General features: G+C 61.5%; 26 protein-coding genes. 15 read left to right on the plus strand and 11 right to left on the minus strand.

Annotation, left to right across the window (positions count from 1 at the left end):
• The first annotated feature begins 198 nt into the window (after positions 1-198).
• Positions 199-1,986: an ABC transporter ATP-binding protein gene (locus ABGT83_RS03170; protein ID WP_346685876.1), complete on the plus strand. Its 1,788-nt coding sequence runs from the start codon at positions 199-201 to the stop codon at positions 1,984-1,986.
• A 296-nt stretch (positions 1,987-2,282) separates the two neighbouring features.
• Here the strand turns inward: ABGT83_RS03170 and ABGT83_RS03175 are convergent, their stop codons facing one another.
• Complete coding sequence (locus ABGT83_RS03175) at positions 2,283-3,134, minus strand: hypothetical protein (protein WP_346685878.1); 852 nt, start codon at positions 3,132-3,134, stop codon at positions 2,283-2,285.
• 287 nt (positions 3,135-3,421) lie between these two features.
• Here ABGT83_RS03175 and ABGT83_RS03180 point away from each other — a divergent pair, with 287 nt between their 5' ends.
• Positions 3,422-4,813 carry a DNA repair protein gene (locus ABGT83_RS03180; RefSeq protein WP_346685879.1) on the plus strand — a complete coding sequence of 464 codons (1,392 nt, stop codon included), beginning with the start codon at positions 3,422-3,424 and terminating at the stop codon, positions 4,811-4,813.
• On the plus strand, positions 4,806-5,150 hold the full coding sequence (locus ABGT83_RS03185; RefSeq protein ID WP_346685880.1) for a hypothetical protein: 345 nt from the start codon (positions 4,806-4,808) through the stop codon (positions 5,148-5,150). The genes ABGT83_RS03180 and ABGT83_RS03185 overlap by 8 nt, the downstream gene beginning before the upstream one ends.
• 198 nt (positions 5,151-5,348) lie before the next feature.
• Here ABGT83_RS03185 and ABGT83_RS03190 read toward each other — a convergent pair whose 3' ends face one another.
• Positions 5,349-5,783, minus strand: coding sequence for a cytochrome c3 family protein (locus tag ABGT83_RS03190; RefSeq protein WP_346685882.1), 435 nt, complete (start codon positions 5,781-5,783; stop codon positions 5,349-5,351).
• A 33-nt stretch (positions 5,784-5,816) separates the two neighbouring features.
• Positions 5,817-7,583, minus strand: a complete 1,767-nt coding sequence (locus ABGT83_RS03195; protein ID WP_103264532.1) for an FAD-dependent oxidoreductase — start codon at positions 7,581-7,583, stop codon at positions 5,817-5,819.
• A 267-nt stretch (positions 7,584-7,850) separates the two neighbouring features.
• On the opposite strand from ABGT83_RS03195, the gene ABGT83_RS03200 reads away from it, so the two are divergent.
• From ABGT83_RS03200 to ABGT83_RS03210, 3 genes are all read left to right on the plus strand, one after another.
• The gene (locus tag ABGT83_RS03200; protein ID WP_346685884.1) at positions 7,851-8,510 is read left to right on the plus strand and encodes a hypothetical protein; all 660 of its coding nucleotides are present in this window, start codon (positions 7,851-7,853) and stop codon (positions 8,508-8,510) included.
• On the plus strand, positions 8,507-9,292 hold the full coding sequence (locus ABGT83_RS03205) for a helix-turn-helix transcriptional regulator (protein ID WP_346685886.1): 786 nt from the start codon (positions 8,507-8,509) through the stop codon (positions 9,290-9,292). Before ABGT83_RS03200 ends, ABGT83_RS03205 begins: the two co-directional genes overlap by 4 nt.
• Before the next feature lie 251 nt (positions 9,293-9,543).
• The gene (locus tag ABGT83_RS03210; protein WP_103264534.1) at positions 9,544-10,221 is read left to right on the plus strand and encodes a nitroreductase family protein; all 678 of its coding nucleotides are present in this window, start codon (positions 9,544-9,546) and stop codon (positions 10,219-10,221) included.
• Between the two features lie 3 nt (positions 10,222-10,224).
• Here ABGT83_RS03210 and ABGT83_RS03215 read toward each other — a convergent pair whose 3' ends face one another.
• Both ABGT83_RS03215 and ABGT83_RS03220 read right to left on the minus strand, forming a co-directional pair.
• Positions 10,225-12,381: a Tex family protein gene (locus tag ABGT83_RS03215; RefSeq protein WP_346685888.1), complete on the minus strand. Its 2,157-nt coding sequence runs from the start codon at positions 12,379-12,381 to the stop codon at positions 10,225-10,227.
• Between the two features lie 41 nt (positions 12,382-12,422).
• Positions 12,423-12,836, minus strand: a complete 414-nt coding sequence (locus ABGT83_RS03220) for a winged helix-turn-helix transcriptional regulator (RefSeq protein ID WP_346685889.1) — start codon at positions 12,834-12,836, stop codon at positions 12,423-12,425.
• A gap of 115 nt (positions 12,837-12,951) precedes the next feature.
• On the opposite strand from ABGT83_RS03220, the gene ABGT83_RS03225 reads away from it, so the two are divergent.
• Entirely contained in the window at positions 12,952-13,302 is a 351-nt protein-coding gene (locus ABGT83_RS03225) for a TIGR04076 family protein (RefSeq protein ID WP_239926338.1), read from the plus strand.
• Here ABGT83_RS03225 and ABGT83_RS03230 read toward each other — a convergent pair.
• Positions 13,299-13,748 carry a GNAT family N-acetyltransferase gene (locus tag ABGT83_RS03230; RefSeq protein WP_346685891.1) on the minus strand — a complete coding sequence of 150 codons (450 nt, stop codon included), beginning with the start codon at positions 13,746-13,748 and terminating at the stop codon, positions 13,299-13,301. The two genes, ABGT83_RS03225 and ABGT83_RS03230, sit on opposite strands and share 4 nt — an antisense overlap.
• A gap of 118 nt (positions 13,749-13,866) precedes the next feature.
• Between ABGT83_RS03230 and ABGT83_RS03235 the strand changes: the two genes are divergently transcribed.
• Entirely contained in the window at positions 13,867-14,208 is a 342-nt protein-coding gene (locus ABGT83_RS03235; RefSeq protein ID WP_103264537.1) for an arsenate reductase family protein, read from the plus strand.
• A gap of 213 nt (positions 14,209-14,421) precedes the next feature.
• Positions 14,422-16,377 carry a fructose-1,6-bisphosphatase gene (locus ABGT83_RS03240; RefSeq protein WP_346685892.1) on the plus strand — a complete coding sequence of 652 codons (1,956 nt, stop codon included), beginning with the start codon at positions 14,422-14,424 and terminating at the stop codon, positions 16,375-16,377.
• Between the two features lie 272 nt (positions 16,378-16,649).
• Here ABGT83_RS03240 and ABGT83_RS03245 read toward each other — a convergent pair whose 3' ends face one another.
• A complete protein-coding gene (locus tag ABGT83_RS03245) occupies positions 16,650-17,900 on the minus strand; it encodes an L-lactate MFS transporter (RefSeq protein ID WP_346685894.1) in 1,251 nt (416 codons plus the stop codon).
• A 263-nt stretch (positions 17,901-18,163) separates the two neighbouring features.
• Between ABGT83_RS03245 and ABGT83_RS03250 the strand changes: the two genes are divergently transcribed.
• The 3 genes from ABGT83_RS03250 (at position 18,164) to ABGT83_RS03260 (ending at position 20,269) form a co-directional block, all read left to right on the plus strand.
• A complete protein-coding gene (locus ABGT83_RS03250; RefSeq protein ID WP_239926340.1) occupies positions 18,164-19,042 on the plus strand; it encodes an aldose 1-epimerase family protein in 879 nt (292 codons plus the stop codon).
• Between the two features lie 8 nt (positions 19,043-19,050).
• Complete coding sequence (locus tag ABGT83_RS03255; RefSeq protein WP_346685896.1) at positions 19,051-19,647, plus strand: DNA-3-methyladenine glycosylase I; 597 nt, start codon at positions 19,051-19,053, stop codon at positions 19,645-19,647.
• A 292-nt stretch (positions 19,648-19,939) separates the two neighbouring features.
• Positions 19,940-20,269, plus strand: coding sequence for a SemiSWEET family transporter (locus ABGT83_RS03260; RefSeq protein ID WP_346685898.1), 330 nt, complete (start codon positions 19,940-19,942; stop codon positions 20,267-20,269).
• A gap of 199 nt (positions 20,270-20,468) precedes the next feature.
• Here the strand turns inward: ABGT83_RS03260 and ABGT83_RS03265 are convergent, their stop codons facing one another.
• Positions 20,469-20,837: a 3-hydroxyisobutyrate dehydrogenase gene (locus ABGT83_RS03265; protein ID WP_103264542.1), complete on the minus strand. Its 369-nt coding sequence runs from the start codon at positions 20,835-20,837 to the stop codon at positions 20,469-20,471.
• Positions 20,838-20,956: 119 nt separating this feature from the next.
• On the opposite strand from ABGT83_RS03265, the gene ABGT83_RS03270 reads away from it, so the two are divergent.
• Together ABGT83_RS03270 and ABGT83_RS03275 are read left to right on the plus strand one after the other, a co-directional pair.
• Positions 20,957-21,226: a hypothetical protein gene (locus ABGT83_RS03270; protein WP_139912678.1), complete on the plus strand. Its 270-nt coding sequence runs from the start codon at positions 20,957-20,959 to the stop codon at positions 21,224-21,226.
• A 184-nt stretch (positions 21,227-21,410) separates the two neighbouring features.
• A complete protein-coding gene (locus ABGT83_RS03275; protein ID WP_015540309.1) occupies positions 21,411-22,082 on the plus strand; it encodes a DUF3800 domain-containing protein in 672 nt (223 codons plus the stop codon).
• Positions 22,083-22,266: 184 nt separating this feature from the next.
• On the opposite strand, the gene ABGT83_RS03280 is transcribed toward ABGT83_RS03275, so the two are convergent.
• The 3 genes from ABGT83_RS03280 to ABGT83_RS03290 are packed head-to-tail and all read right to left on the minus strand — an operon-like array spanning position 22,267 to position 24,158.
• On the minus strand, positions 22,267-22,857 hold the full coding sequence (locus ABGT83_RS03280) for a hypothetical protein (protein WP_015540310.1): 591 nt from the start codon (positions 22,855-22,857) through the stop codon (positions 22,267-22,269).
• A 19-nt stretch (positions 22,858-22,876) separates the two neighbouring features.
• Positions 22,877-23,170 (minus strand): hypothetical protein, encoded by a 294-nt coding sequence (locus ABGT83_RS03285; protein WP_015540311.1) that lies wholly within the window; start codon positions 23,168-23,170, stop codon positions 22,877-22,879.
• Positions 23,171-23,174: 4 nt separating this feature from the next.
• Positions 23,175-24,158 carry a nuclease-related domain-containing protein gene (locus tag ABGT83_RS03290; RefSeq protein ID WP_346685901.1) on the minus strand — a complete coding sequence of 328 codons (984 nt, stop codon included), beginning with the start codon at positions 24,156-24,158 and terminating at the stop codon, positions 23,175-23,177.
• Positions 24,159-24,257: 99 nt separating this feature from the next.
• On the opposite strand from ABGT83_RS03290, the gene ABGT83_RS03295 reads away from it, so the two are divergent.
• A complete protein-coding gene (locus ABGT83_RS03295) occupies positions 24,258-25,139 on the plus strand; it encodes a helix-turn-helix domain-containing protein (protein WP_139913180.1) in 882 nt (293 codons plus the stop codon).
• Positions 25,140-25,500: the final 361 nt, after the last annotated feature.

Below are 25,500 nucleotides of genomic sequence, written 5' to 3' on the forward strand. Positions count from 1 at the left end.
TGCACTACCTTCTTGTGCATGTTCGAACGGAGTTTCTTTCGGAGCGCTGCGATCGGTAAACATCGGCGGCGTATCGGCGAGCTTCGTGACCGATGCCGCATGGACCTTTGGCTTCTGAATCTCACGATGCTCCATCGCTTGGAATAGCCAAGAGCTTTTTATGTCATAATCGAGGGGATTGAAGAGAAAGGCTCCCTCATGGCACGATCCGCTGCTCCGTCGACGACGCGACGCACGCTGCACTACTTCTGGCTGGTCACCCGCAAACACCTCGGGCTGTTCGCCACGCTCATGACTGCGACGCTTCTGTTCGTGGCGCTACTGTCGTACGGCAACCCCTACGTCATGAGCCTCGTGGTGGACCGCGTGAGCGCGGGCTCGGTGGCGCCCGACGAGGTGTTCGCGGTGTTCGGCCCCTACATCGTCGCGCTCATCCTCATCAACGTGGCCGGCCAGGCGGCCAGCAAGGTGCAGGACTACGCGATGTACCGGCTGCAGATCGCCGCCTCCTACGACCTGGCTACCATGTCGTTCGACGCGCTGTCCAACCAGTCGATGTCGTTCCACTCCAACCGCTTCGGCGGCACGCTCGTGAGCCAGACGACCAAGTTCATGAGCGCCTACCAGCTGCTGCTGGAAACCATCACGTTCCCGTTTCTGCCGGTCATCTGCTCGGTGGTGTTTACGTGTGCCATCCTCGCGCCGCGCGTGCCGGTGTACGTGGCCATCCTCATGGCGCTGCTCGCGGTGTACGCGGGCGTGTCCTACTACATGTACAAGCGCATCCTGCACCTCAACGAGCAGGCGGCCAGCGCGCAGAACCAGCTGTCGGGCGAGCTGTCCGACTCGGTTGCCAACATCCTGGCGGTGAAGACCTACGGGCGCGAGGACTACGAGCGGGGGCTGTTCGACCAGGCGAACCGCGAGGTGGTGGCGCGCGACTCGAAGCGCATGTGGGCGTCGCTCACGCGCGGTATCGTGACGGCGTGCATCACTATCGCCATCATGAGCGTGGTGGCCGTGTTCATCGCGGGCGGGAACGCGTGGTACGGCATCACGCCGGGCACGCTCGTAGTGATGTTCACGTACACCTACACGGTGACGAACCAGTTCAACTTCATCAACAACGGCCTGCAGCGCTTCAACCGCGCGTTCGGCGACGCGAGCGGCATGACCGTGATCCTCGACGAGCCGCGGCTCGTGGCCGACAAGCCGGGCGCGCCCGAGCTCGAGGTGCGCGAGGGCGCCATCGACTTCGAGGACATCGGCTTCTGGTACACCGACGGCGAGGCGCGCACGCGGGTGTTCGACGACCTCGACCTGCACATCCCCGCCGGCCAGCGCGTGGGTCTCGTGGGATCGAGCGGGGCGGGGAAGACCACGCTCACGAAGCTGCTGCTGCGTTTGTCCGACATCCAGGAGGGGCGCATCCTCGTGGACGGGCAGGACATCTCCGAGGCCACCCAGCAATCGCTGCGCCGCCAGATCGCTTACGTGCCGCAGGAGGCGCTCCTGTTCCACCGGAGCATCGCGGAGAACATCGCCTACGGGAGGCCCGACGCCACGATGGAGCAGATCCGCGAGGCGGCGCGCCAGGCGAACGCGCTCGAGTTCATCGAGCGGCTGCCGCAGGGCTTCGACACCGTCACGGGCGAGCGCGGCGTGAAGCTGTCGGGCGGGCAGCGCCAGCGCATCGCCATCGCGCGGGCGCTTCTGGCCGACTGCCCGGTGCTCGTGCTGGACGAGGCCACGAGCGCGCTCGACTCGGAGAGCGAGCAGCTGGTGCAGGACGCGCTGGCCACGCTCATGCGCGGGCGCACGGCCATCGTGGTGGCGCACCGCCTGTCGACGGTGGCCAGCCTCGACCGCATCGTGGTGCTCGACGGCGGCCGCGTGGTGGAGGACGGCCCGCACGCCGAGCTCATCGAGGCCGGCGGGGCCTACGCGAACCTGTGGAGCAGGCAGACCGGGGCGTATCTGGAGTAGGGCGCGCGCAGGCAGCGGCCGGCGCGCATAGGCGAGGTGTGGGACGAACAGCCGAGTTTGGGGGATGCGGATCGCTTCCTGCGCCGGAGATATCGTAAGTTGTGGCCGGATTCGACGGAAATTCGCCGCATCGCAGCAAGAACTCGTGTACTCGTAGGATCAACGCGTTCTTGAACAGGGAAAACGCAAAAGGCTTGCGATGCATGACGAGTGCAGGTCGCGAAACTCGTCTTCTGATAGCGAATTTCCGGCGGAATTGGCCACGATTTCGCTTTTTGATGGCGTTGGCGTGGCGGTCAGCGAAGTAGCTCGGAGCGAAGGGACAGCTGTCTGCTGGGGTAGTCGCAACAACGAGGCCTCATCCTCGTGGCAAGATGCCCAGCGAGAATGCGCGCGAATCGGTTGTACTCGCGATAGTTCTCGACCTGTCGCCAGGTGGCGGTCACCACGGTAAGCCCGAGGGATTCGAGTGCGTTACGGCGCGCGGCGTCTTCGGCGATGCGCTCGGCACCCGTGTGGCACAGGGTGCTGTCGTACTCGACGGCCACCTTCTTCTCGGGCCAGAGCAAATCGCATCGGAAGAACGACTTATCTGTCGACCAGCTGTTCCGCCTTCCGAGAGGGACGGAAGCGTTCATGCGCGGCGGAGCGACACCGCTTCCTCCGCTCGTGTACGGCAACGTCAGCAGCTCGGCCAATATCGATTCCCGCGGCGAAGCCGACCCGCTCAATACGTGGCGTATCGCGACCCGCGCACGCTTGGCGCCGCGGACGCGCTCAGTTTTGTCGAGGTAGGCTTCGAGCTTCTCCGGCGTGGTGAGGGGTGGCCTGCTTCGCACGCCGTAGGGCCGGGTTTCGTCGGGAGCGTACGTGCCGCAGAGCTCGTAGCCGAGATGTACGAGACGCGGGAAGCTCAGCAGGGAGGCCATGTGGACAAAGGTCAACTCGGGGCTCGTGACGAACACGGCTTCGCCGCCGCTCTGGAAGGGCGTCGCGCGTAGCGACTGGGCCGGCAGAACATACATCTGGTGAACGGCAAGATCGGTTGCGCGATTGCGGCGTCCGTCGAGCGTCAGGACGTGGATCGGCTTGGAGAGTATCCCGTTGTCGAAAAGTGCATCGACACCGGTACGAGGAATGCTCGGCATGTGCTCGGGAAGCGAGCATGCGCGGCATCGCGCACGCGGGAGCCCTGCGTCGCTTAGGGAGGATCTCCAGAATTCGAGGGCGGAGGAATATGCGAGCACCGTTTTCATGGCGCGAGTGTAGCATGCAATATGACCAGGAGGAACAATAAATTCTACGCGATTGATCGGTGTGTGCACCGCGCTGGAACGGGAGAAGAACGGTGTCGGATCCGTGCTGGATTCGTTTGGAAAAGCGCTATACTAATACGTACAAACGTTTTGGTTATCGTAAAGCGAGGAGGCGAGCGGTGGCGGAAGGTCGCACGTACGTGTGCATTGACTTGAAGAGCTTCTACGCCAGCGTCGAGTGCGTCGATCGCGGGCTCGACCCGCTGAAGGCGAACCTCGTCGTGGCTGATCCCGACCGCACGGAGAAGACCATCTGCCTGGCCATCACGCCGTCGATGAAGGCGCTCGGCCTGTCGAGCCGCTGCCGCGTGTTCGAGATTCCCGAGGGCGTGGACTACGTCATGGCACGCCCGCGCATGCAGCGCTACATGGAGGTGTCGGCCGACATCTACTCGATCTACCTGCGCTATGTGTCGCCCGAGGACGTCCACGCGTACTCCATCGACGAGTGCTTCATCGACGCGACGCCGTACCTCGCGCTGTACCGGATGGAGCCTAAGGAGTTCGCCGTCATGCTCATGGACGCGGTGCTGGCCGAGACGGGCGTCTGCGCCACCGCGGGCATCGGTCCGAACCTGTTCCTCGCCAAGGTAGCGCTCGACATCACGGCGAAGCACGCCGAGGACCATATCGGTTATCTCGATCAGACCGAGTTCGAGCGCTCGATCCAAACCCACCGGCCCATCACCGATATCTGGAACATCGGTCCCGGCATCGCGAAGAGGCTGGCGAAGTACGCTGTGTACGATCTGCGCGGGGTGTGCGAGATGAGCGAGGCCACGCTCTACCGCGAATTCGGGGTGAACGCCGAGTACCTGATCGACCATGCCCATGGCGTTGAACCGTGCACCATCGCCGACATCCACGCCTACGAGCCGAGCGGCCATTCCCTGGGGAACGGCCAGGTGCTGCCCTGCGACTACTCGTTCAAGGAAGCGCGCGACGTGCTCAAGGAGATGGTGGACCAGCTCGTGCTCGACCTTGTGGAGAAGCGCCTCGTAGCCGGATCGATATCGCTGTACGTGGGGTACGCTAAGGGGCGCCGCGCGGACGGCGGGGGCGATGCGCAAGGCTGCGGCGTGGCGCGCGGGGAGGGTGACAGGGTGGATGACGACGGTACGGACGCGTTCTTCGATGGCGGCCACGGCAGGCGCCCCGCAAGCGGCCGCCGCGCATTCCCGCATACAGGAGGCACGCGCAGACAGGCGGATCGCACGAACCTCTACTCGAAGCTCATGCCGCGCTTCCTCGACCTGTTCGACGAGACCACGCGCAAAGACGCGCCCATCCGCCGCATCAACGTGGGCGTCGGCGGGGTGCTCCCCGAGGAGTTCGCCACGATGGATCTGTTCTCGGATGCGGAGGCGGAGGCCGAGGAGCTCCGGCTGCAGCAGGCCGTGCTGGCCGTGAAGGACAGATTCGGCAAGAACGCGCTTCTGCGCGGGACCAGCCTGAAGGAGAAGACCACGGCGCGCGAGCGCAACGAGCAGATCGGAGGCCATCATGCCTGAGCGCCGCCCGCGTGCCGACCGGGCGCAGCAGTTCATGCCCTTCGCCGCGCTCAAGGGCTACTACGACCTCATCCACGAGCGCGAGCGCGTGACGGAGCCGAAGCGCGAGCTGACCGACGAGCGCGCTCTTATGCTTTCGCGCAAGCTCGCCCGGGTGGAGCGTCGAACGATGGCGACCGTCATTCACTACGACGGGGAGGCCTATGTGGCCGACCGGGGTCTCGTGAGCGACATAGACGAGGCTCGCCGGACCATCACGGTCGTGCGTACCCGCATCGACTTCGAAGATATCTGGGATATCGAGCGAGACGGCGATGATACGGCTGATGCCTTGTGAGCCCTCTCACAAAGCCCTCTCTCGCCGTTGCGACACGGCGCGCCTCGCGTATGGGCAATCGAGGGATCGGCCATTGTGGGTATAGGAGGGCTCACACGCGTTTGCGCCCTCACGCGCCGCCCCTTCCACCGAGGGGAGGGGCTCGTGGAAGGGGCGGCGACAGGAGGGGGCGGGTAGGCGATAAGCTGCTTTCAGCTCTTACTCGAGGTGATGGATGGGTCCCGCACCCTGTTCGGCACTTTGCCAGCCGTCGGGCAAGGGGATATCATGGCATTCGTTGCAGCTCAGCGTTGAGGTCGCGTCCACCGAATGGCACGAGAGGCATTCTCCTGATTCGAGGTGAGCCTTGTGTGGGTTGACTCCCTCGATGCCGGCGAAATCCTCGTTTCCTTTATTGATGACGTCGCGAGGATGGCAGCTCAAGCAGAATTTGTTGCTGTAATCGTCGGTCTTGTCAAGCTCTCCGTTGACATGCAATGCCATGAGCGAGCCCGTTGGGAACGAGTCGGGGGAGGCGGATGCTCCGCCCTTGTTGGAATCCGCCTGCTGGGGCGCGCATCCTGCGATTGTCGCAGCCAGGGCTGTTGTGGCCAGGGCGGTTAAAAGCAACATCGATAGTCTTTTGTTCTTCACGTCAAACACCTTCGCCTTCCTCGGTCTCAGTCCCTAGATATTTGCGTGGATGTAATCCATGCCGAGGATGTCCTTGATGGCGAGCCAGGCGAAGCACTGGCCGTGGCCGATGCCGGAACCCATGACGTTCGGCGGATACACGTTGCCGTAGAAGGAGCCTGCGGTATTCCCTGCGACATAGAGGCCGGGAATGGGCTTGCCGTCCTTATCGAGCACGCGGCACCGCTCATCGTTCTTGAGGCCACCGCGTGTCGAAGTCATCGACGAGCAATGCTTCGAAGCGTAGAACGGCGGCGTGTCGATGGGGGTCATCCAGAGAGGATCCTTGTAGAAGTCCAGGTCTTCCCCGGCAGCGCATAGCTCGTTGTAGCGGTTGAACGAGGCCGTGAAAATGTCCTTGTCGAATCCGCAGTGCTCGATAAGCTCGTCGATGGTGTCGAACTTGAAGGTCACGCCCAACTCCACGTTCTTGTCCACTTCCTCCTGCGTGTTGGAGGCGGTGTAGTCCTCGACCATGTAGCCGCCTTCGGGGAACTTCTCTTTCCATGCGCTGTCCCAGATGCTCCATGCGCATCCATCGGAGGTGCAGGTGAGCTTCGGGATGGAGGGGGACTGGAACGGCAGGTTCTCGGCCATGAGACGGCGGCCTGCGCCGTCCACCATAAACACAGGGAGGTTCGCAACGCCAGCGTAGAAGTGCGTGCCGTCAAGCTTGGGCAGCGTGCCGTCCGTCATGACGGCGGCGAACGGCCACAGATCGCCGCAGGCGAACTCATCCATATCGGCGCCTATCCACATGCCCATCTTCTGGCCGTCGCCGGTATCGTTCGTATTGATGTTGTAGCGGATGATCTTGCTCAGCGATACGTTGTAATGGGCCATCATTTCACGATCGCCGGACATGTCACCGGTGGTAAGCAGCACGCCCTTTGCGGCGTTGTACTTTACGTACTCCTCGGATTCGTTCTTGGCGATGACGCCTGTGCACCGACCGCTGTCGTCGCGGATCAGCTGCACGGCTGGCTGGCCGTAATGGAAAGTCGCGCCCTTCTCGGTCGCGTATTCTTCCATGATGCCGGTCCAGTCGACGTCGCCGCCGGTGGCGAAGAACTTGCCTTCGGAATCAGCGAAGAAGATCATCTGGGCGAACGCTTGCCACAACGGGCTGGCTCCGGGCATGCCGATGCCGTCGTTCGTGATCTTGTAGTCCAGCGAGGCGGCCGGAATGAGCTGGTAGCCCTTGCTGTTGAAGATGCCTTCGAGCCAGTTGACGTAGGGGCCGGAGTTGTCGAACCAGAGACCGTACGAGGACGTTCTACCTTGCACGCCGTTGCTGATGGCCCAGGTGGAGGTCACAAACTCCTTGCGATCGGTGGTCAATCCCAGCTTCGTCTGAACATCGGAATTGAAACCAGCAGTGCAGAGGCGCGCGACGCCGTACGAGCTGCCCTTTTCAAGTACGTGGACGTCTGCTCCGCTTTCTGCGGCCAGCATCGATGCGGGCAAGCCGCAAATGCCGGCGCCGCAGATGACGATGTCGCAGTCGATGGTTTCCGCTATCTCGTCGTCCGAGATGGGATTGGGCGGCGTGAGGAACGCGGGTTCTCCGGAGGCGCCGGCCTCGGCACCGGTTTCGGGCGTCTCGCTGCTCCCCTTGTCCTCCGCGGGCGCTCCGCTCGCGCAACCGCTCATAGTCCCTACCATCGCCGTGCCGACGCCGGCGAGGGCGGCACCTACGAGAAAGTCTCGACGGGATAGACCCTGGTGCTCGGATTCGATTGCGTCGAATTTGTTTTCCATGATACTCCCTTTCCCCTTGCTTCCTTGTTCTGCTTCCTTGAGCCGACCGTCGATGGCAGCCGCCTTCGCCAAGCAATGCTAGGGCCTGATCCGGTGCTAACCCCAGGTTTAACTTCAAGGGGAAACGGGTTATTCGCCTAACCCGCCCGCTCTGGGGTTCGTGCTCGAAGCTGGTCGCGTTCGGTTTAGGGAAAGAGGTGCGAAAGAGGCCTTTCGTCAGCGTGGATTTATCCCTACAATTTGCAGGATACGGGGAGAGGGGTTCGAATGAGGGCAGCAGTGAAGGATTCCGCAGGGCATACGATGCGATCATTCGCGAAGTCGTTGCTCGTATACGCAAGCTATTGGTACCTGCTCGGGCCCGCGTTCGGTGTTTCGCTGCAGCTTTATTTGAACCACCGGTTCGGCCTCGTGAATGCACTCGGACCAGCCACGTTCCCCGACGTCATCTGCGTGGCTAGCTGCATCGTCCTCATGTGCTATATGGCGGCCAGCTCATTCTTCTCGCTGCGTGCACAGCGCAGGCGGCTTGCTCTGGCGTCGTCGGTATGCGGTGTCGCCTCGATGCTTGCTATGGTGCTGCCCACCCTGGTGGGAGTTTTTTCGGGTGCGTGGGCGCTCGTTGGCATCATGCTGTTCTCGTTCTTCCTTATGACCCATCTTCTGCTCTGGCTTGAAGTCTTTGTCTGCTACGACAATATGGTGAATCTCGTCTATGTTTTGGCCGTGGCCGCCTTGGCATGCTGCCTGTGCTGGTTTCTTATCGGACTCGAAGGTCCGCGCTTGCTGTGGGCGCTCGCGTTCGTGGTGGCGTTGGCGGGAGGTATCCTGCTAAAAGGCTTCCGCTCCACCGTGGAACTTGATTCGCCTCGATCAGAATCCACCGGTCGCGTGGGAAAGGCCGGGGGGGGGGGCTTCTCGTTGTGACCTTCTTCTTCGGCGTGGGCTTCATGTACACCACGAGCTTCATGTCGTTGGAAGAGTTCCATACGAGCTTCGATTGGACCGTTCCCGTCTATGCGCTGCTGCTGTGCGCAGCGGTGCTCGTATTTTCGCGGCGAATCCGCGTGTCCACGTTGTACGGCATCGCGATGCCGGTGGCTATTGCGGGCATCCTTCTGGCGCTGTTCGATAATCCGCTGCAGCTTTCGCCGACCATCCTGAACGAGATCGGTTTCTTCACCTATCTGGTCTTCATCCTGGTTTTGTACTGCATCCTGGGTCGCGAGTGGAACTCCGACTCCCCGCGAGTCGCTTGTCTGCTCATACTCGGACTCTACCTCGGTTTGTTTGCCGGTCGACAGCTTTTTTCTGCGGTAGACGCGCTTGTTGACGAGGGGTCGCAGGCGTTTGTGCACGAGCTGCTTGCCGTATCGCTGCTCGTCGTTCTGGTAGTGTGCATGATGGGGGGTTGGCGCATTATCAATAAGATCGTTTCGAACGGTCTCTCTCGTCCGCGGTTCGACCACATCACCGAACTCGAGAACCGTGAAACTGCGATGCACATCGCGAGCATCTACAAGCTGAGCGAGCGCGAACGCGAGGTGCTGGAACTGATGTTGGAGGGCAAGACGGCCACCGAGATAGCCGAATCGCTCATCATCGCACATGGGACGGCGAAGGCGCACATCAACAACATCTATAAGAAGGTGGGCATCCACACCCGCGAAGAGCTTTTGGCCATGATTCCGGGGAGGCTGTCGTCCTAGCGCACAGTGCCGATCTGCATCGGATACACGCGGCCGTATGCCGCCGATCTGTTTGTCGGGCGCCCCTGGTTGCAAGATGCCGGCTCGTCTCGTACGTTCGCGGGCGTGAGACTCCGCCATGTCGTCGTTGGCCTGTGGCGAAGCCCGACATCGTTCCTCCGATTTCTGCAAGATGCAGAAGGAAGAAGTGTAGGAGGGTTACACTGTGTAGGTGGATATCGGCGTTCGCCTCGAAGCGGAAAGGAGCATGTATGACCGTCATGGACACCATACGAGCACGCCATTCGGTGCGCGATTATCTTAATCGGCCCGTCGAGGGAGAGGACTTCGCGGCGCTTGAGGGCGCCGTGGCAGATGCGGGCGTGGCAGGCGGTCTGAACGTGCAGCTGGTGCGCGACAACCCCGAAGTGTTCAAGTTGTTCCTTGCACGCTATGGCGTTATCAAGGGCGCACGTACGAGCATCGTGTTTGTTGCTCGCGACGGCGAGCAGGATGAAGCGATAGGGTACTGGGGTGAACGTATCGTGTTGATCGCTCAAGAGTTGGGGCTGAACACGTGCTGGCAGGCTATGTCGGCGCGCAAGAAGTCGAAGGCGGAGGTGCCCGAAGGCGAAGACGTGCGCATCGTCATCGCTGTGGGTTATGGTAAGACACGGGGGAAGCCGCGCAAGACGAAGCCGCTTGAAGTGTTGTGCACGTTTGAGGGCACTGGTCCGATGCCCGCGTGGTTTGAGACTGCCATGGAGGCGGCCCAGCTTGCGCCTACCGGCATGAACAGTCAGAAATTCCATATCACCTTGCGTGCCGACGGTCGTACCGTGACAGCCGAGGCGCCCGAAGGCGGTTTGAATGCCATCAACCTGGGCATCGTGAAGCGCCACTTCGAACTGGCTGCCGATGAGACGGGCGCCGACTGGGCATGGGAATGACGCTTACAGCTTCTCCCTCACCATGGAGAGCGAGATCTTGCCGCGGTCCTTGTCGACGGCGGTGACCCAGACGGTGACGGTGTCGCCCACGGCCACGACCTCGCTCGGGTGCTTGACGAAGCGCTCGGCCAGCTTGGAGACGTGCACGAGGCCGTCCTGTTTCACGCCCACGTCCACGAACGCGCCGAAGTCCACCACGTTGCGCACGGTGCCGGTGAGCTCCATGCCGGGCACGAGGTCGTCGAAGGAGCGGATGCCCTTGCTGAACACCACCTCCGGCGCGCCGTCGCGGGGGTCGCGCCCCGGCTTCTCCAGCTCGGCCACGATGTCGCGCAGGGTGGGCAGGCCCACTCCCAGCTCGGCCGCGAGGGCGGGCAGGTCGCCGAGGCGGCTCGCGATGTCGGGGACGCCGCCGCGCGCGAGCGCTTCCGGCCTCACCTTCGCGCGCTTCAGCAGCTCGCGCGCCACGGGATAGCTCTCGGGATGGACGCTCGTGGCGTCGAGCGGGTTCGCGCCGCCGGTCACGCGCAGGAAGCCGGCGCAGTTCTGGTAGGCCTTGGCGCCGAGCTTCGGCACCTTCTTGAGCTCCCGCCGGTCGGAGATGCGCCCGTGCTCCTCGCGGTAGGCCACGATGTTCTTCGCCACGGCGGCGCTCACGCCCGACACGTACCCTTGCAGGCTCGCGCTGGCCGTGTTGAGGTCGACGCCCACGCGGTTCACGACGCGCTCAACCACGCCGGCGAGCGCGCGGCCGAGCTCCGCCTGGTTGAGGTCGTGCTGGTACTGGCCCACGCCGATGGACTGCGGCGGTATCTTCACCAGCTCGGCGAGCGGGTCCTGCAGGCGGCGGCCCAGGCTCATGGCGCCGCGCGTGGTGACGTCGAGGTCGGGGTACTCCTCGCTCGCCAGCTGGGAGGCGGAGTACACCGACGCGCCTGCCTCGTTCACGATGGTGTAGCGCAAGGGCGCGTCCGACTTGGCGATGAGGTCGGCCACCACCTCCTCCGTCTCGCTGCTGCCCGTGCCGTTGCCGATGACGATGGTGTTGGCGCGGTGGCGCTTCACGTACTCGGCCAGCTTGTCCTGCGTCTTGCGCACCTCGCTGCGCGGCGGGGTGGGGTAGACGGTGGTGAAGTCGAGCAGCTTGCCGTACTCGTCGAGCACCGCCACCTTGCAGCCGGTGCGGTAGCCCGGGTCGATGGCGATGACGCGCGCGCCGCGCACGGGGCGCTGCGAAAGCAGGCTCTCGGTGTTCTTGGCGAACACCTTGATGGCGTCGGCCTGCGCGCGCTCGGTGAGGAGGCTGCGCATCTCGCGGTCGAGCGCGGGGGCCATGAGGCGCTTGTAGCCGTTGGCGAGGGCCTCGCGCAGCACGGGGGCGAAGGGGCTTGCCGGGTTCCTGACCACGCGGCGCTCGAGCTGCTCGATGGCGGCGTCTGCGTCCACGCGCACCTTCGCGCGCAGCTTGCCCTCCTTCTCGCCGCGGTTCACGGCGAGCACGCGGTGGTTGGGGATGCGCGAGAGCGGCTCCGAGAAGTCGTAGTACGCCTCGTAGACGGTCTTCTCTTGCGGGTCGACCGCTTCCACGGCCAGCGCGCCGGTGCGCTTGGTGAAGTTGCGCAGGGCCTCGGTGTGCTCGGCGTCGTCGGCGATGGCCTCGGCCACGATGTCCTGCGCGCCCTGCAGCGCCGCCTCGGGCGTGGGGAAGCCGGCCTCGGCGTTCACGAGCCCGGCCGCGAGGTCGAGCGGCGTTTTGTCGGAGCGGCCCTGCGCCAGGATGAGCAGCGCAAGGGGCTCCAGCCCCGCGTCGCGCGCCTTCGACGAGCGGGTGGCGCGCTTCTTCTTGTACGGCTTGTACAGGTCCTCCACGCGCTGCATGACCGCGGCGTCCTCGATCTTCGCGCGCAGCTCGGGCGTGAGCTTGCCCTGCTCGTCGATGGCGCGCAGCACCTCGTCCTTGCGGGCCTCGAGGTTGCGCAGATAGGCTAGGCGCTCGTCGAACGCGCGCAGCTGGGCGTCGTCCATGCCGCCCGTGGCCTCCTTGCGGTAGCGGGCGATGAACGGGATGGTGTTGCCCTCGTCGACAAGGGCGATGACGGCCGCGACCTGGGCTGCGGAAAGGCTGAGTTCGTGCGCGAGGGTTGTTTGGATGGTGGGCATGGGGTGGGCTCCTTGGTTCTGGCTCGAAATCGGGCTTGACATTATACGCGAAGGCCTTTGCCGGGTATGCCCGCGTTCTCGGTGTCGTCCGCACGCTCGTCCGATGCGCCGCCTGCACCCGGGTCGTGCTCCCGTCCCCATGCGCACATGTCCTCCATCAGGGGGTAGAGCGACGTGCCCTTCTCGGAGAGGCGGTACTCCACCTTCGGCGGGATCTGGGGGTACTCGGTGCGCACGATGAGACCGTCGGCCTCCATGCCCTTGAGCTGGCTGCTGAGTGTCTTGTCGGTGATGCGGCCGATCTTGCGTTTAAGCTCGTTGAAACGCATGGTCTCGCATTCCACGAGCCAGTACATGATGACGAGGCGCCACTTCCCGCCGATCATCGACAATGTGTAGCCGAACGGCGTGTCGGCGAGCGACGAGAGGCTTCCCTCGTAGGGCTCCATGCTCATAGCGCTTCCCTTCAGGATAGTACCTATTCTGAATGACCGTACTTCCGCTGCGGCCTCGCTCACAGTATAACGAGGCTGCAAGCACGCATGCCCAACGATCGCGAAAGGATGCGCCATGGCCATGACCAAGGTGAGGATCACCGTTTTGAAGGCCACGTTCGACGAGGAGCTGGCCGCCGAGTACGGCGCCGAGGGGCTCGCGCCGTGCCCCATGATGAAGGCCGGGCAGGTCTTCCTCGCCGACTACGCCAAGCCCGAGGGTTTCTGCGACGAGGCGTGGAAGGCCGTCTACCAGTACGTGTTCGCGCTCGCCCACGGCGGCGGCGACTTCACGTTCTACTTCGACGACTGGATGCGCGTGCCCGGATGCGCCATCGTCAGCTGCAACGACGGTCTGCGCCCCGTCATCATGAAGCTCGAGTCCACCGACATTCCTGCCCAGCTGGACTACGAGCCCGTTCGCTAGAGGCGCATTTTCAGGTACACCATGTCCATGAGCTTGTGGCCGTCCTCGTACATGGGATGGTCGTAGTTGTCGACGAAGAAGTTCTCCACGACATGCGAGCGCTCGAACCCGCACCGCTCGTAGAAGTGCAGGATGCCGGGCACGTCGCCCGTGCCGACGAGGAGCCAGTCCCCGCGCCCCCGGTAACGCTCGGCGACAAGCGCGACGAGCCGCCGCCCGTAGCCCTTGCGCTGGTGCTCGGGCACGGTGACGATGTTCTTGATCTCGAACACGTCGGGCTCTTCCTGCGTCACCACGCAGAGCGCCCGCGCCTCATCGTCCTCGATGAGGGCCAGCAGATCGCCGCGGTGCAGGTACCGCTCGATCATGTCCGCCGACTCGTCGGCGATGAGCAACAGGTCGAGGTGCTGCGCTCTGTCGCTTTCGGGGATTTCGGCGAGTTCCATATAAGGCTCCTCCTCGTGTCTTAGAATCGCAGGCGTGATAATCCCAAAGAGGCATTATAGCGGGCTGACGCGTCTGGTTTCCCGGCGCGCGCACGCGAGCGAGCGGAAGGCGAAGGCGATGAACATCCAGGTGTTCGGCACCAAGAAGAGCTTCGACACGAAGAAGGCGCAGCGCTACTTCAAGGAGCGGCGGGTGAAGTTCCAGTTCATCGACCTGGCGGAGAAGGGGATGAGCAAGGGCGAGCTGGAGTCAGTGCGCCGCGCGGTGGGCGGCATCGACGCGCTCGTCGACCCGAAGGCGAAGGACCAGGACACGGTGGCGCTGCTTGCATATCTCTCGCCCGACCAGAAGTTCGACAAGCTGTTGGAGAACCAGCACGTGCTGGTCGAGCCCATCGTGCGCAACGGCAAGCAGGCCACGGTGGGCTATGCGCCCGACGTGTGGAAAGGGTGGGAGTAGTACCGCGGCAAGGGCGCAGTAAACAGTCGGCGCCGCCCGTCGTGCGCGCGTCGTTCGTGTGTCCTTCTTTGCGCTGCCCGACGCCGCACGCGATTCGGTGCCGGCGTTTCCGTCGAATAATCGCGCCGTTTCGGTGTCGCTTCGCCCGGTGCGGTCCAGTTGCGGGTACCATAGGGCCGTGCAAGCGCTGCAACATCCACAAGGAGGCCCTACATGGACGTGAGCGAAAAGCGGTACTTGGAGCTTCTCTCCCGGTCGTTTCCCACCGCCGCCAAGGCTTCGGCGGAGATCATTAACCTGAGCGCCATCTTGAACCTGCCGAAGGGCACCGAGTTCTTCGCCTCGGACATCCACGGCGAGTACGAGGCGTTCTCGCATATCCTGCGCAACGGCTCGGGCTCCATCCGGCTCAAGATCGACGCGGAGTTCGGCGACTCCCTGAGTGAGGAGGAGAAGCGCTCGCTTGCGACGCTCATCTACTATCCGCATGAGAAAATGGAGTTGGTGTTATCGCAAGTGAGCGATCCTGGGGCATGGTATGCCATCATGCTGCCGCGTCTCGTGGCCGTATGCAAACGCGCCGCGCGGAAGTACACGCGCTCCCGCGTACGCAAAGCGTTGCCGGACGACTTCGCCTACATCATCGAAGAGCTCATGACCGAAGACCGTCACGGCGAGGACAAGCAGGCGTACTATGCGGCCATCATCGACGCGGTCATTCGCACTGACCGCGGTGGAGAGCTCATCGAGGCGCTGTGCCAGCTTATCCAGCGACTTGCCATCGAGCGACTCCACATCATTGGCGACATATACGACCGTGGGCCGTATCCCGACGTCATCATGGAGACGCTCATGGACCACCATGCTCTCGACATCCAGTGGGGCAACCACGACATCGTATGGATGGGCGCTTCGCTTGGACAGCGCGGCTGCATCGCCCACGTGGTGCGCAACTGCGCGCGCTACGGGAACCTCTCCATCCTCGAGGACGCCTACGGCATCAACATTCTGCCGCTCGCTTCGTTCGCGCTCGAAGCATACCGCGACGATCCGTGCGTTGCGTTCGGTCTCAAAGGCAACCCGGAGCTTACGCCGCAAGAACTGGAGATGAACGTCAAGATCCAGAAGGCCATGGCCATTATCCAGTTCAAGGTGGAAGCGAAGCTCATCGACGAGAATCCCGACTTCGGCCTGGAGGATCGCAAGCTGCTGGACAAGATCGACTACAAGCGCGGTACGGTCTTGCTGGACGGCTCGGAGTACGCGCTGACCGACACGGTGTTCCCCACGGTGGACCCAGACGACCCCTATCGCCTTACGCCCGAGGAGGAGGACGTCATGCAGCGCCTGGAGCAGGCGTTCACGGGGTGTGAGAAGCTGCAGCGGCACATGCGCTTCTTCTTGGACGCGGGCAGCCTCTATAAAATATACAACGGCAATCTGCTCTTCCATGCGTGCGTTCCGCTGAACGAAGACGGCTCGCTTATGGAGACGGACGTGTTCGGACAGAAGTACAAAGGCCGCGCGCTTTACGATGTCATGGAACGCTATGTGCGTGCGGCGTTCGACGATTCCGATCCTGAGATGCGCAAGCGCGGCCGCGACCTTCTGTGGTATATGTGGCTGGGTGAGGGATCGCCTCTGTTCGCGAAAAGCAAGATGGCTACGTTCGAGCTGTACCTCATAGCCGAGAAGGAGGCGCGCAAGGAGGTGAAGAACCCGTTCTACGCCTACCAAAACGACGAGCACGTGATGGCCGGCATCTTCGAGGACTTCGGGATGGATCCCGCAACTTCGCGCATCGTGTGCGGCCACGTGCCGGTGAAGGCGAAGGACGGCGAGGATCCGGTGCGATGCGGCGGGCGCGTGCTCACCATCGACGGCGGCTTCTCGAAGGCCTACCAGCCTACCACGGGCATCGCCGGTTACACGTTGATTTCGAATTCGCATGGCTTCGTGCTGGCTGCACACGAGCCGCTCGAGTCAACCCGCGCCGCCGTGGTCAACGAGCAGGACATCCACTCGTCGCGTCGGGTGGTAGAGCGCGTGGAGAAGCGCACGCTCGTGGCTGACACCGATACCGGTAAAGAGCTGAAGCGGCAGATTGTTGATTTGGAACAGCTGCTGGAAGCCTACCGCACCGGCGAGGTAGCCGAGGGCGGGAAGTAGGAAGCAGGGGCGCGTTGCACAGCGTGTCTTCGACCAGGCGTTCTTCAAACGTAAATGCGATACGTTATCGAATCCGCCCTCATGTCGGCTTTGTCTGCGCGCAGCGTCGATGCGGTTGAGGTGATCGGCATCGACGTGCTGGCAAGCTCTGTAGCACACATTCATCCAAATCGGTTTTCTGCACTGACGGCGAAAGAAAGGGAAGAATCTGCCGGTAGGCCGCGGCGAAGTCATCGAGGGATGACGCGGTGTTGTTCCATTTGAAATTGCCGCTATCCCGCCTGGGCAAGTCGCTTCGCCAATCTCTTCCCTATAAGCACGAGCACGATCCCTAGAAGCGACAATACGCCCGCAATGATCATTGCTCCTTCCCAGGAGCCGGTGGCTTCGGTGGTGCTTGCGGCGACCATGGGGCCGATGAACGCGGCAACCGTGTAGCCGGGGTAAACGAACGACCAGTTCTGGCCGAAGAACTTCGATCCGAACGAATCGCCCACGGTTGCCGGCATAACGTTCATAGTTCCGCCGAAGCAGCCACCAACGATCATCATGCAGGCAAGGAACGTGATGAACGTAGTGGCGTGGGCCAGGAACAGGAGCATGATCACGGCGTTGACGCCTAAGATGAGGATGAGCGTCGTGAAGCGGCCTATCTTGTCGGATACCGCGCCGAACCCGAGACGCCCCAGCACGCTGCCAACACCCAAAAGGCTGACCATCAGGGCTCCTTCAGCCGCGCTGAGGTGTGCGAGCTCCTGACCAAGACTCGAAGCGTGCCCGTTGATCATCTGCCCGCTGGTGACCGCCACCATCAATATGAAAAAGAGTATGTAGAACAACGGTTGTCTCAGGATCTCCCGACCCGAGTAGTTCCGCCCCGACGATACGGCCGAGGAGGTCGTCTGATCGTCCGGATCCCAATTAGACGGTTTCCAGCCAGGGGCAGGCATGACAAGGAACCATGTGAACACGAGGTAGATGACCAGCCACGCAATTCCCACGATGCGGAAGGCCATGAGGACATCGAAAGACTCGATGAGTATATTGCCTAAAGGAGCGAACACCACCGGCCCCATCCCTGCGCCGCAGGTGCAGACTCCATTGGCAAAGCCGCGTTTGTCTGGAAACCACGTTGTGGCAACGGAGAGCAGGGCATTGTAGGACAAGCCGTTGCCGATGCCGGCCAGTCCTCCGAAGAACAGATACAAAAGGGGGAGCGATTCAGCGGAGCCCGAAAGCAGCCAACCGCAAGAGAACAGCACGCCTGCAATCAGTATCACGTATCGAGGCTGGATGTGCTGCTGCATCCAACCGCCGAGAAAGCTTCCCACGCAGCTCATCAACATGAATAGAGAGTACGCCAGTGCGACGCCGGAAGCTGAGTATCCGAAAGCATCCATCAGAGGGACGTTGAAGATGGACCACATGTAGATCAAGCCGTTCCCCAGCGTCAAGAGCGTGGCAATGGCCAAGATCAAACCGCGTGGTAGCTTGCTTGCGCGTTCGGTCCGTATGTTCTGCATGGTGTCCTCCTGTCGCCCAGAGAAAGTCTACCGCGTTATTCGCGATGCGAGTATAGAAAAAGACGAGAGAGGACAAAGGGAAAAGCATGAAAGGCGCAGTGCGGGAGGCGGAAAGTTCCAAATGCGCTGATTTCATCGCAGCGACTATGTTGCAAGTATATTCCGATGAATACTCGTCGTAAAAGTAGAATCTAAGATAGGTTTGCATATGCGCTACTATAGTTTTGGAATCATCCGAAGCAAAGGACAATATGGTGTGGGATATGACGATTATCGCCTTGAAAAATGACACGCTATCGGTTCTTGCGTCGAGCAAGGGTGCGGAGTTGCAGAGCGTCGTTCGCAACGGCGCTGAGCGCCTGTGGTCGGGCGATCCTGCGGTGTGGGGGCGGCGTGCACCGCTGCTGTTCCCGCTGATCGGGCGCTTGCGAAATGGCTGGTACGCGAATGACGGCAAGCGAGTGGGTGCGCCGATGCACGGGTTCTGCCGCGACCGCGCGTTCGCGGTCGAGCAGGTGTCGGACTCGCACGTGCGCTTCGAGACGGTGTCCGATGAGGGCACACGGGCTGTTTACCCCTTCGACTTCCGCCTGTGTGTGGAATTCTCGCTCGAGGACAACGCGATAGTGAAGTCGCATATCGTCGAGAACACAGGCAACGCGCCGATGCCGTTCGAGCTGGGCGGGCACGAAGCATACGCGACGTGCTTGCTGCCCGGCGAGCGCATGACGGACTACTTCGTGCGTTTCGAGGGGCTCGATACGATCGAGATGTTCGGAATGGACGAGGCGGGCATCCTCACGCTGCCGAAGATCGCAGTGCCGCTCGAGGACGGGCGTCTGACGAAGACGCCCGAGCAGCTGGGCATCGACACCATCGTGCTGGAGAACGTCCCGGGCAGCACGATCGCACTGGCGAGCAGCGCAAACCGTTGCGAGGTGACCGTGGAATTCCCGGACTTCCCCTATCTGGGCATTTGGACGAAGGCAGGCCAGGACGACGCCCGCTACCTGTGCCTGGAACCGTGGTCGGCGCTGCCCGACGCGCATTTCTCCCCGCGCGAGCTCGCCGAGAAGCCCGGCGTGCGCGTGCTCGCGCCGGGCGAGCGTGCGACGCTTGCGTACCGGATGACGTTTCGCTAGGAGGCACAGTGGAGGAGCGGACTAGGTGCTCGTGGGCGGGCGACACGCCGATCTACGTTGACTACCATGACAACGAGTGGGGAAGACCCACCCATGACGACCGCGAGCTGTTCGAGCTGCTGGTTCTGGAGGGCGCGCAGGCGGGCCTGTCGTGGCTTACGATCCTCAAGAAGCGGGAGGCGTACCGCGAGGCCTTCGACGGCTTCGATCCCGCCAAAGTGGCGCACTACGACGAGGCGAGGGTTGAGGAGCTCATGGCGAACGCAGGGATCGTTCGCAACCGCCGCAAGATCGAGGCGGCCGTGGCCAATGCGGAGCTGTTCTTGGATGTGGCTCGAGAGTTCGGCAGCTTCGACACGTTCATCTGGGGGTACGTGGACGGCGAGCCCGTTGTGAACCACTGGGAGACCCAGGCGGACGTCCCGGCCACCACGCCGCTCTCCGACCGCATCAGCAAGGATCTGAAGAAGCGCGGCTTCAAATTCGTCGGCTCCACCATCGTGTACGCCTATATGCAGTCCATCGGCATGGTGAACGACCACGTGGCCGATTGCTTCGTGCGGAGGGAGATGGTAGGAAAGTCTTCCGATGAGGGGATCAGCTGAACCTATGTCGAAGGGCGGCAAGGTCGACCGTCGCCGGCCCGTAGCGCCCTTCGGCGTCGCGCGTGAACGCGCACTTTGCGGTCTGGCAAAAGTGCAACGTTGGCTTGTCGGATGGCGTTTCGGTAGATGCCGCAAGGGCAGCGGACTGGCTCTGCGGCTTTTAGCGCGGTAAACGGCGCGCTTACCTCCTGCTCGCCTTCGCGTCACGTTTCATCGCGCCCGCGGGGGCCTCGAATGCCTCGATCTATCATCGAGTTGCAGAGATTCCCATCCGCGAACACGAGGGTGCTCGATGAACGTGAAGACCGATACGCATAGACGCATGGTGCAGAAGGCATCGGTGCATCAGGGAGGCATCAAACGCCATGCGAGGCCCATCGCTATAGTGGGGCGCATAGCCTCGGTGCTGTCGGTGTGTATGTACGTCTCCTACATTCCGCAGATCATGGACAACCTGGCCGGGCACCCCGGCAATCCTGTGCAGCCCCTGGCAGCGTTCTTCAACTGCCTGTTCTGGACCATCTACGGCCTCTTCAAGAAGGAGCGGGACTGGCCGATCGTGGTGGCCAACGTGCCGGGAATCTTCCTCGCGGCCGCCGCGTTCTTGACCGCCGTCTTCTAATGCCGCTCCGATGCTCTCCCGTGCGCAGGAAGCTGCTCGCACGGATGGCGAGCGACAGCGGGAGTTGCGTAGTTCGAAAGCGGGTATAGCAAGCCTGTACAGCGAGGGCTGCGCGTCGCAAGGTACGCAGCCCCCGTTTTTCGCATCGATGGCTCGTGATCGTTTATCGGACTCGGTGGGAGGCTCCGATTTCTCGCTATCAGAGTTCTATGCGGTCGAACTTCGCGAGGATCTCCGTGGCTGCAGAGCATGCCTCGCAATCGCAGTACTTCGCACCCGCCTCCTTGCGTTGCTGTTGGGCTGCAAGCGCGCTTGCAGCCGCGTCTTCGCCAAGCATCTCGATTGCCGGCCCTTGCAAGAAGGCGATCACGCCGTCGATCGTCGTCGGGCGCCCTTCGAGGACGTCGAGCAGGTCGTTCGTTGCCGCATCGATCGCAGCGTCGCTCGAATTGGCTGCTACTGCATCCTTCCATGCCTGCGCAGCATCCTTTGTCACCTGCGTGCTGAATTCGGAATCCGCGAGCGTGTCCACGCGCTCGGTCACGTAATCGAACGTCTCCTTGTTCATGACAACTCCTTTCAGCGATTCTTCTATTCCCACTCGATGGTTATAGTTTTGCCGCCCCGTCATTCCAGTTACACCCAGTTTTCGGTGCCGCCTCGAGCCGAGTGCCGCCAGGTGACACCATGTCGCGTTTCGTCGGCTTTGGGGACAAAAGCTGGGACAACTCTAAAAACTTTTTTCAAACTCAGGGCTTTGAGTTTTTGTTTTTGTCCCAAAGGGCGCGGCGGGACGCCTTTGCAAGCTCAATATCGCCGAAAACGCCCGTTTTGAAACTCAACCGCCCTTTTGCCCGCAAGCCGCCAGCTACAATCGCAAGTGAATCAACGCGGGCGGCTTTCATGCTGGTTGAAAAACCGCAGGTCGCAGCTCTTCGTCGTCCGCGGGTAAAGTGAGTAGTCTCAGGTGGCTTGCCCATGAGTTGGCGAGCGGGCTTTGAGATTCCGCCGACGTCCGGAAACGCATCGAGCTCCCTTGAATTTCCGGACAGTACATGATATAAGGTAATTGGTTTTCCGTTAGGAAGGCTTCCAAGTGCCGGGGACGTTTTCCCCGGCTTTTTTCTTATCCAGGAGAACAATGCGAGAACTCAGCATCTTCGTCGACGAGTCGGGAAGCGACGGCCTCTCCGACCGCCACTACCTGCTCACCGTCGTCATGCACGACCAATCCGAAAACATCGCGAATTCGATCGCGGCATATGAGGGCGCCCTTCGCGCCAAGGGGCTCCCGGACATACCCTTCCATGCGTCGCCGCTCATGAACGGCAAGGACCAGTACTCGGGGCTCGACCTGAGGACGCGCAAGATGATGCTCGGCTCGTTCCGCGTCTTCTTCCGCCACATGCCCGTAAAGTACCACACCTTCGCATACGCGACCAAGCAGTTCGCCTCGCTCGACAAGCTCGCGGGGGCGATGCGAAGGGATATCGTGAACTTCCTGTTCGACAACCTCGCGGAGCTGCAATACTACGATTTGGTCAAGGTCTATTACGACAACGGCCAGCGCTCCATCGCCGAGTCGCTGCACCGCGCGGTCGAGTACGCGCTGTCGAAGGACGCCGTCGTCTACCGATCGGCGCAGCCCTCCGAGTACCGGCTTTCGCAGGCGGCGGACTACATCTGCACCATGGAACTCACGGCAATCAAATACGCCGAGCACACCGCCACCGCGACGGACGAGAAGTTCTTCGGCAAGTGGTCCGATTTCAAGAAGGGCATACTGAAGGAGACGCGCAAGAAGCTCGTCTAGGGAGGCGATCAGCCCTTGGCGGAGCGTTTACCGACAATGGAGTCTGTTACGGGGGGGGGTTGATAAGACGCCGCTTAGCTGCATAATAGGTTCCAGTTAGAAACCCTCGGGTTTGCGGGGCGGGATCGTGAAAGCGATTCTGCCCTATTTTTTTTGAAAGACTGCTCGTCCAATGGCTTCTGCATCAGATAAACCACTTGGAGCAGAAGCCGATTTGGAAGACCGAATGGACCAGCATCGAGATTCCTAAACAGGCCATCATCGCGCAAAACCCGATTCCGGCCCATTTCATGAAGGGGTCTTTGCCCAGCCTGTCGGAATCCCGTTCAGATCGGTCGGGTGAATAGGTGTCGGCGTACACGTCGACCCTGGCAGACTCTTTTGAAAGCAGCTCGAGGGCCTCGTCGAGGTCGCCGGCGAGCTTGTCCCCGTCGATTCCGACCTTGAAAAGGTGCGTCTCGTCATGCTGCTTGAGCGCCGATTCATCCTGCAGCAGGTAGAACCTCTCGCCGTTCACCCCGTTCGCCAGAGCGGTCCTCTCGCTCGAGAACGATCGGATCTCCCTCTTGAGCCTCGGGAAGGCCCCCTTGCCCTCGATTCCGAACTTCTGCGCGAGCGACTCAAGCTGCCAGAGCAGGTCGTACAACCCCACCGCGGGCAGGAGTCCGGCCCCGTACGCCTTTTCGAGCATCGTCCGCTCGAAGCGGTCGTATGCTTTGATTGCCTCGCCGTAAGTCAGCGTGGTCCCGATCGAGGGCATCTCATTCATCTGCATCGATTCTCCTGTCCGCCGATTAGAGGCTGCTCGCCTCGCCGAGCGCTGCCGTATTCGCCGCGAAGCGCACCCCTCCAGAGGTGAGCTCGACGGGGTGTCCGGATTTGACCAGGTCGCAAAGGGCGTATATTCCATATCCCGCCACCCCGGCAATGGAAACGACGAGGCATCCGAGGAGGCCGGCCTGAGGCCCGGTGATGCCGTTCGTCGCATCGACAAGGGATTTGAGCATGCCCCGACAATCGCTTGCTTTGTTGTCCACCGCATCAATCGCCGCGTAGCTTGTAGCGGTGCGTTCCATAACGTCGTTCATCTGCTTACCTCCATTTTCCCGTTGATCCGAGCACGTATCCGCCCGCAAGGCCTAAAAGAAGAGCCACTGCACCCGAGACGAGCGCAGGAGACGGCCTCCGCGCCTGAGATACCGAGCAGGTCTCGCTCTCGGGAGCGGACACGCGAGCGAAATCCTCGCCCTCTTTCTCCTCCGCAACCGATCGGGCGATCAGCGAGAGGGCCTCGTGCAGGGTTGCCGATACGTACTCGAAATCGATCTCCGGCTCGATCTCGATGGGATGGTGGGCAGCCTCAAGCGCCGCCTTGATGGCGGAGACGTCTTCGGCCCCTAGGACCTCGTCGCCTCTCAGCAGCTCCTCGACTCGACGCGCGATGCTGCCCGTGCTCTGAACCTCGACTCGATCAGAATCGTTCCGAATAAAGGTCTTCTCGTTGGCGTTGACGACAAGGGAGACAATCCTTTCATCAGGGAGCTCGCGCCCAATTGCGTTGGACACTACCTCGCGCAAGACGTAACGTTTGGAGGCCATCCTCTCCCCGACGTTGCGCATGCGCCCGCTTCCGTCCTCAAACCTCAGGATCCCGTCGCTCCCGATCGCGGCCGAGGAGGAGTAGTTCTTCACTTCGACTATCACAAGACCCTGCCGGCTGACGAGGATCTGGTCGAACTCATCGTGCTCGCCCTCGTAGTCCAGCTCGGCATTGACCAGTTGCTCGAAGCCGGACCCGACATGCTTGATCGCGTAGAAGACCCGTCGTTCCCCGGCAAAACCCCTGATTAGGCCAGCGTGATAGGAGCTGAATCTCTTCAGCGCCTCTATCGCCGCGAGATAGCTTGGGACGCCCATGAGTCCGAGCTCTTCGCCTCGAGCAATAAGATGGTCGATGACGTGGTAGGTCTTCACGCTGGAGCTGTACTTGTCTTGAAACACCGTTCTGCATATTGCTTGCTCGAAATCGTTATGCCGTTCGAGAAGGGCCGGCACCTCGAACGATTTCTTGGTCAATTCGCATTTCATCGTTTAATCCTTTCGTATCGGATGACTTGATTCTCTCAACTTGATAGACTCGTGTATAGAAGCTTTTCACGAGTATCTCAGTGGTAAATGGAAGAGAGAAACAACATGGGACGAGTCTTAACCGATCAAGAAATGAAAGACGCCTGGGGTGAGCGATTTAAAACCGAGAGGAAAAAATGGTATGCAACGCAAGAGGACTTCGCGAATGCAATGCAGAAAGAAGGGCATGCTACGACGAAGACCACTGTTGGACGCTGGGAGAAAATCGGCGGCAAATACGGCAAAGAAAAACCCGGTTTCCCATCGTTTCCCACGATGCAAACGATTTCAAGACTCCTGAAAGTCCAGATTGGATACTTGATCGGCGAATCAAAGGGAAGGACGTTCGACGAGCAGGAGGTTTCGGAATATCTCGGAATAAGCGTGGAGGCGGTCAACGCGCTTCGCGAGCTCGCGGCGAGGCCCGGCGCCAATAGCAGCCCGTTTAAAGAAAAATACGGTTTGCCAACGACCTCTTATGCAGACACCCTCGAAAAAGTCCTGACGAGCAGTAGCTTTCGATGTCTTATTGACCATCTGAACGAGGTGGATTGCGGCATCTCCGATTTCACTGAGAGAAATTCCCCTAAATCCCGGAACGACAACGCGAACCTACTGGAAAGCGAACGCTGTCGCGAATATCGCCTTAGCCCGGAATCGAATCCGGAACGATTCGATCATGATGGGCACTTGGTCAACGAGAGCGGTGCAAGAATGTTCGACCCAGAAGACCCGGAAAGGCTCGGAGAAGAGGTCATCGGCATGAGGAATAGGGTGCGAATGGCGAAATGCCTGCTGATAGACGACCAAATGGCCATGGTCCGCGAGGTCTGGCCTCAAGTCGTTCAGCTCGATGAGGGCGTGGCGGACCTCGGCGATATTGTCGTTCAGGCGACCGAGAACAGCTGCAGGGTAACGGAGAAGCCCTAATCGAGCCGCCGACGCCCGCTCGTCCACCCCAGCTTGCCCAGACGGCCCTCCCGCAATGTCCTTGTCCCGGCGGGTGGGTACCATTTACCCGGGTGCACCTGGGGCAACGGGCTGAAAAACCTGTGCAAGGTCGCTCGCAGAACACGCAACATCAAACACGACAGAAGAGGCGAACGACAGATGCCGGACCCCGGACGACAGCACCGCGGAAGACGAGCATTCCGACCACAACCGAACAACTCCAGCTACTAGGCAGGCGCCCGCATGGGCGCCTTTTGCTTTTCGGGGACTTAGCTGCGAGCTAAGGCATGCGGCTCATGGCCGTTTCGTGAAGGCCCGACCAGCTCGACCCACCTCGACC

This window comes from Enteroscipio rubneri (assembly GCF_963929405.1).
GTDB classification, from domain to species: Bacteria; Actinomycetota; Coriobacteriia; order Coriobacteriales; family Eggerthellaceae; genus Enteroscipio; species Enteroscipio rubneri.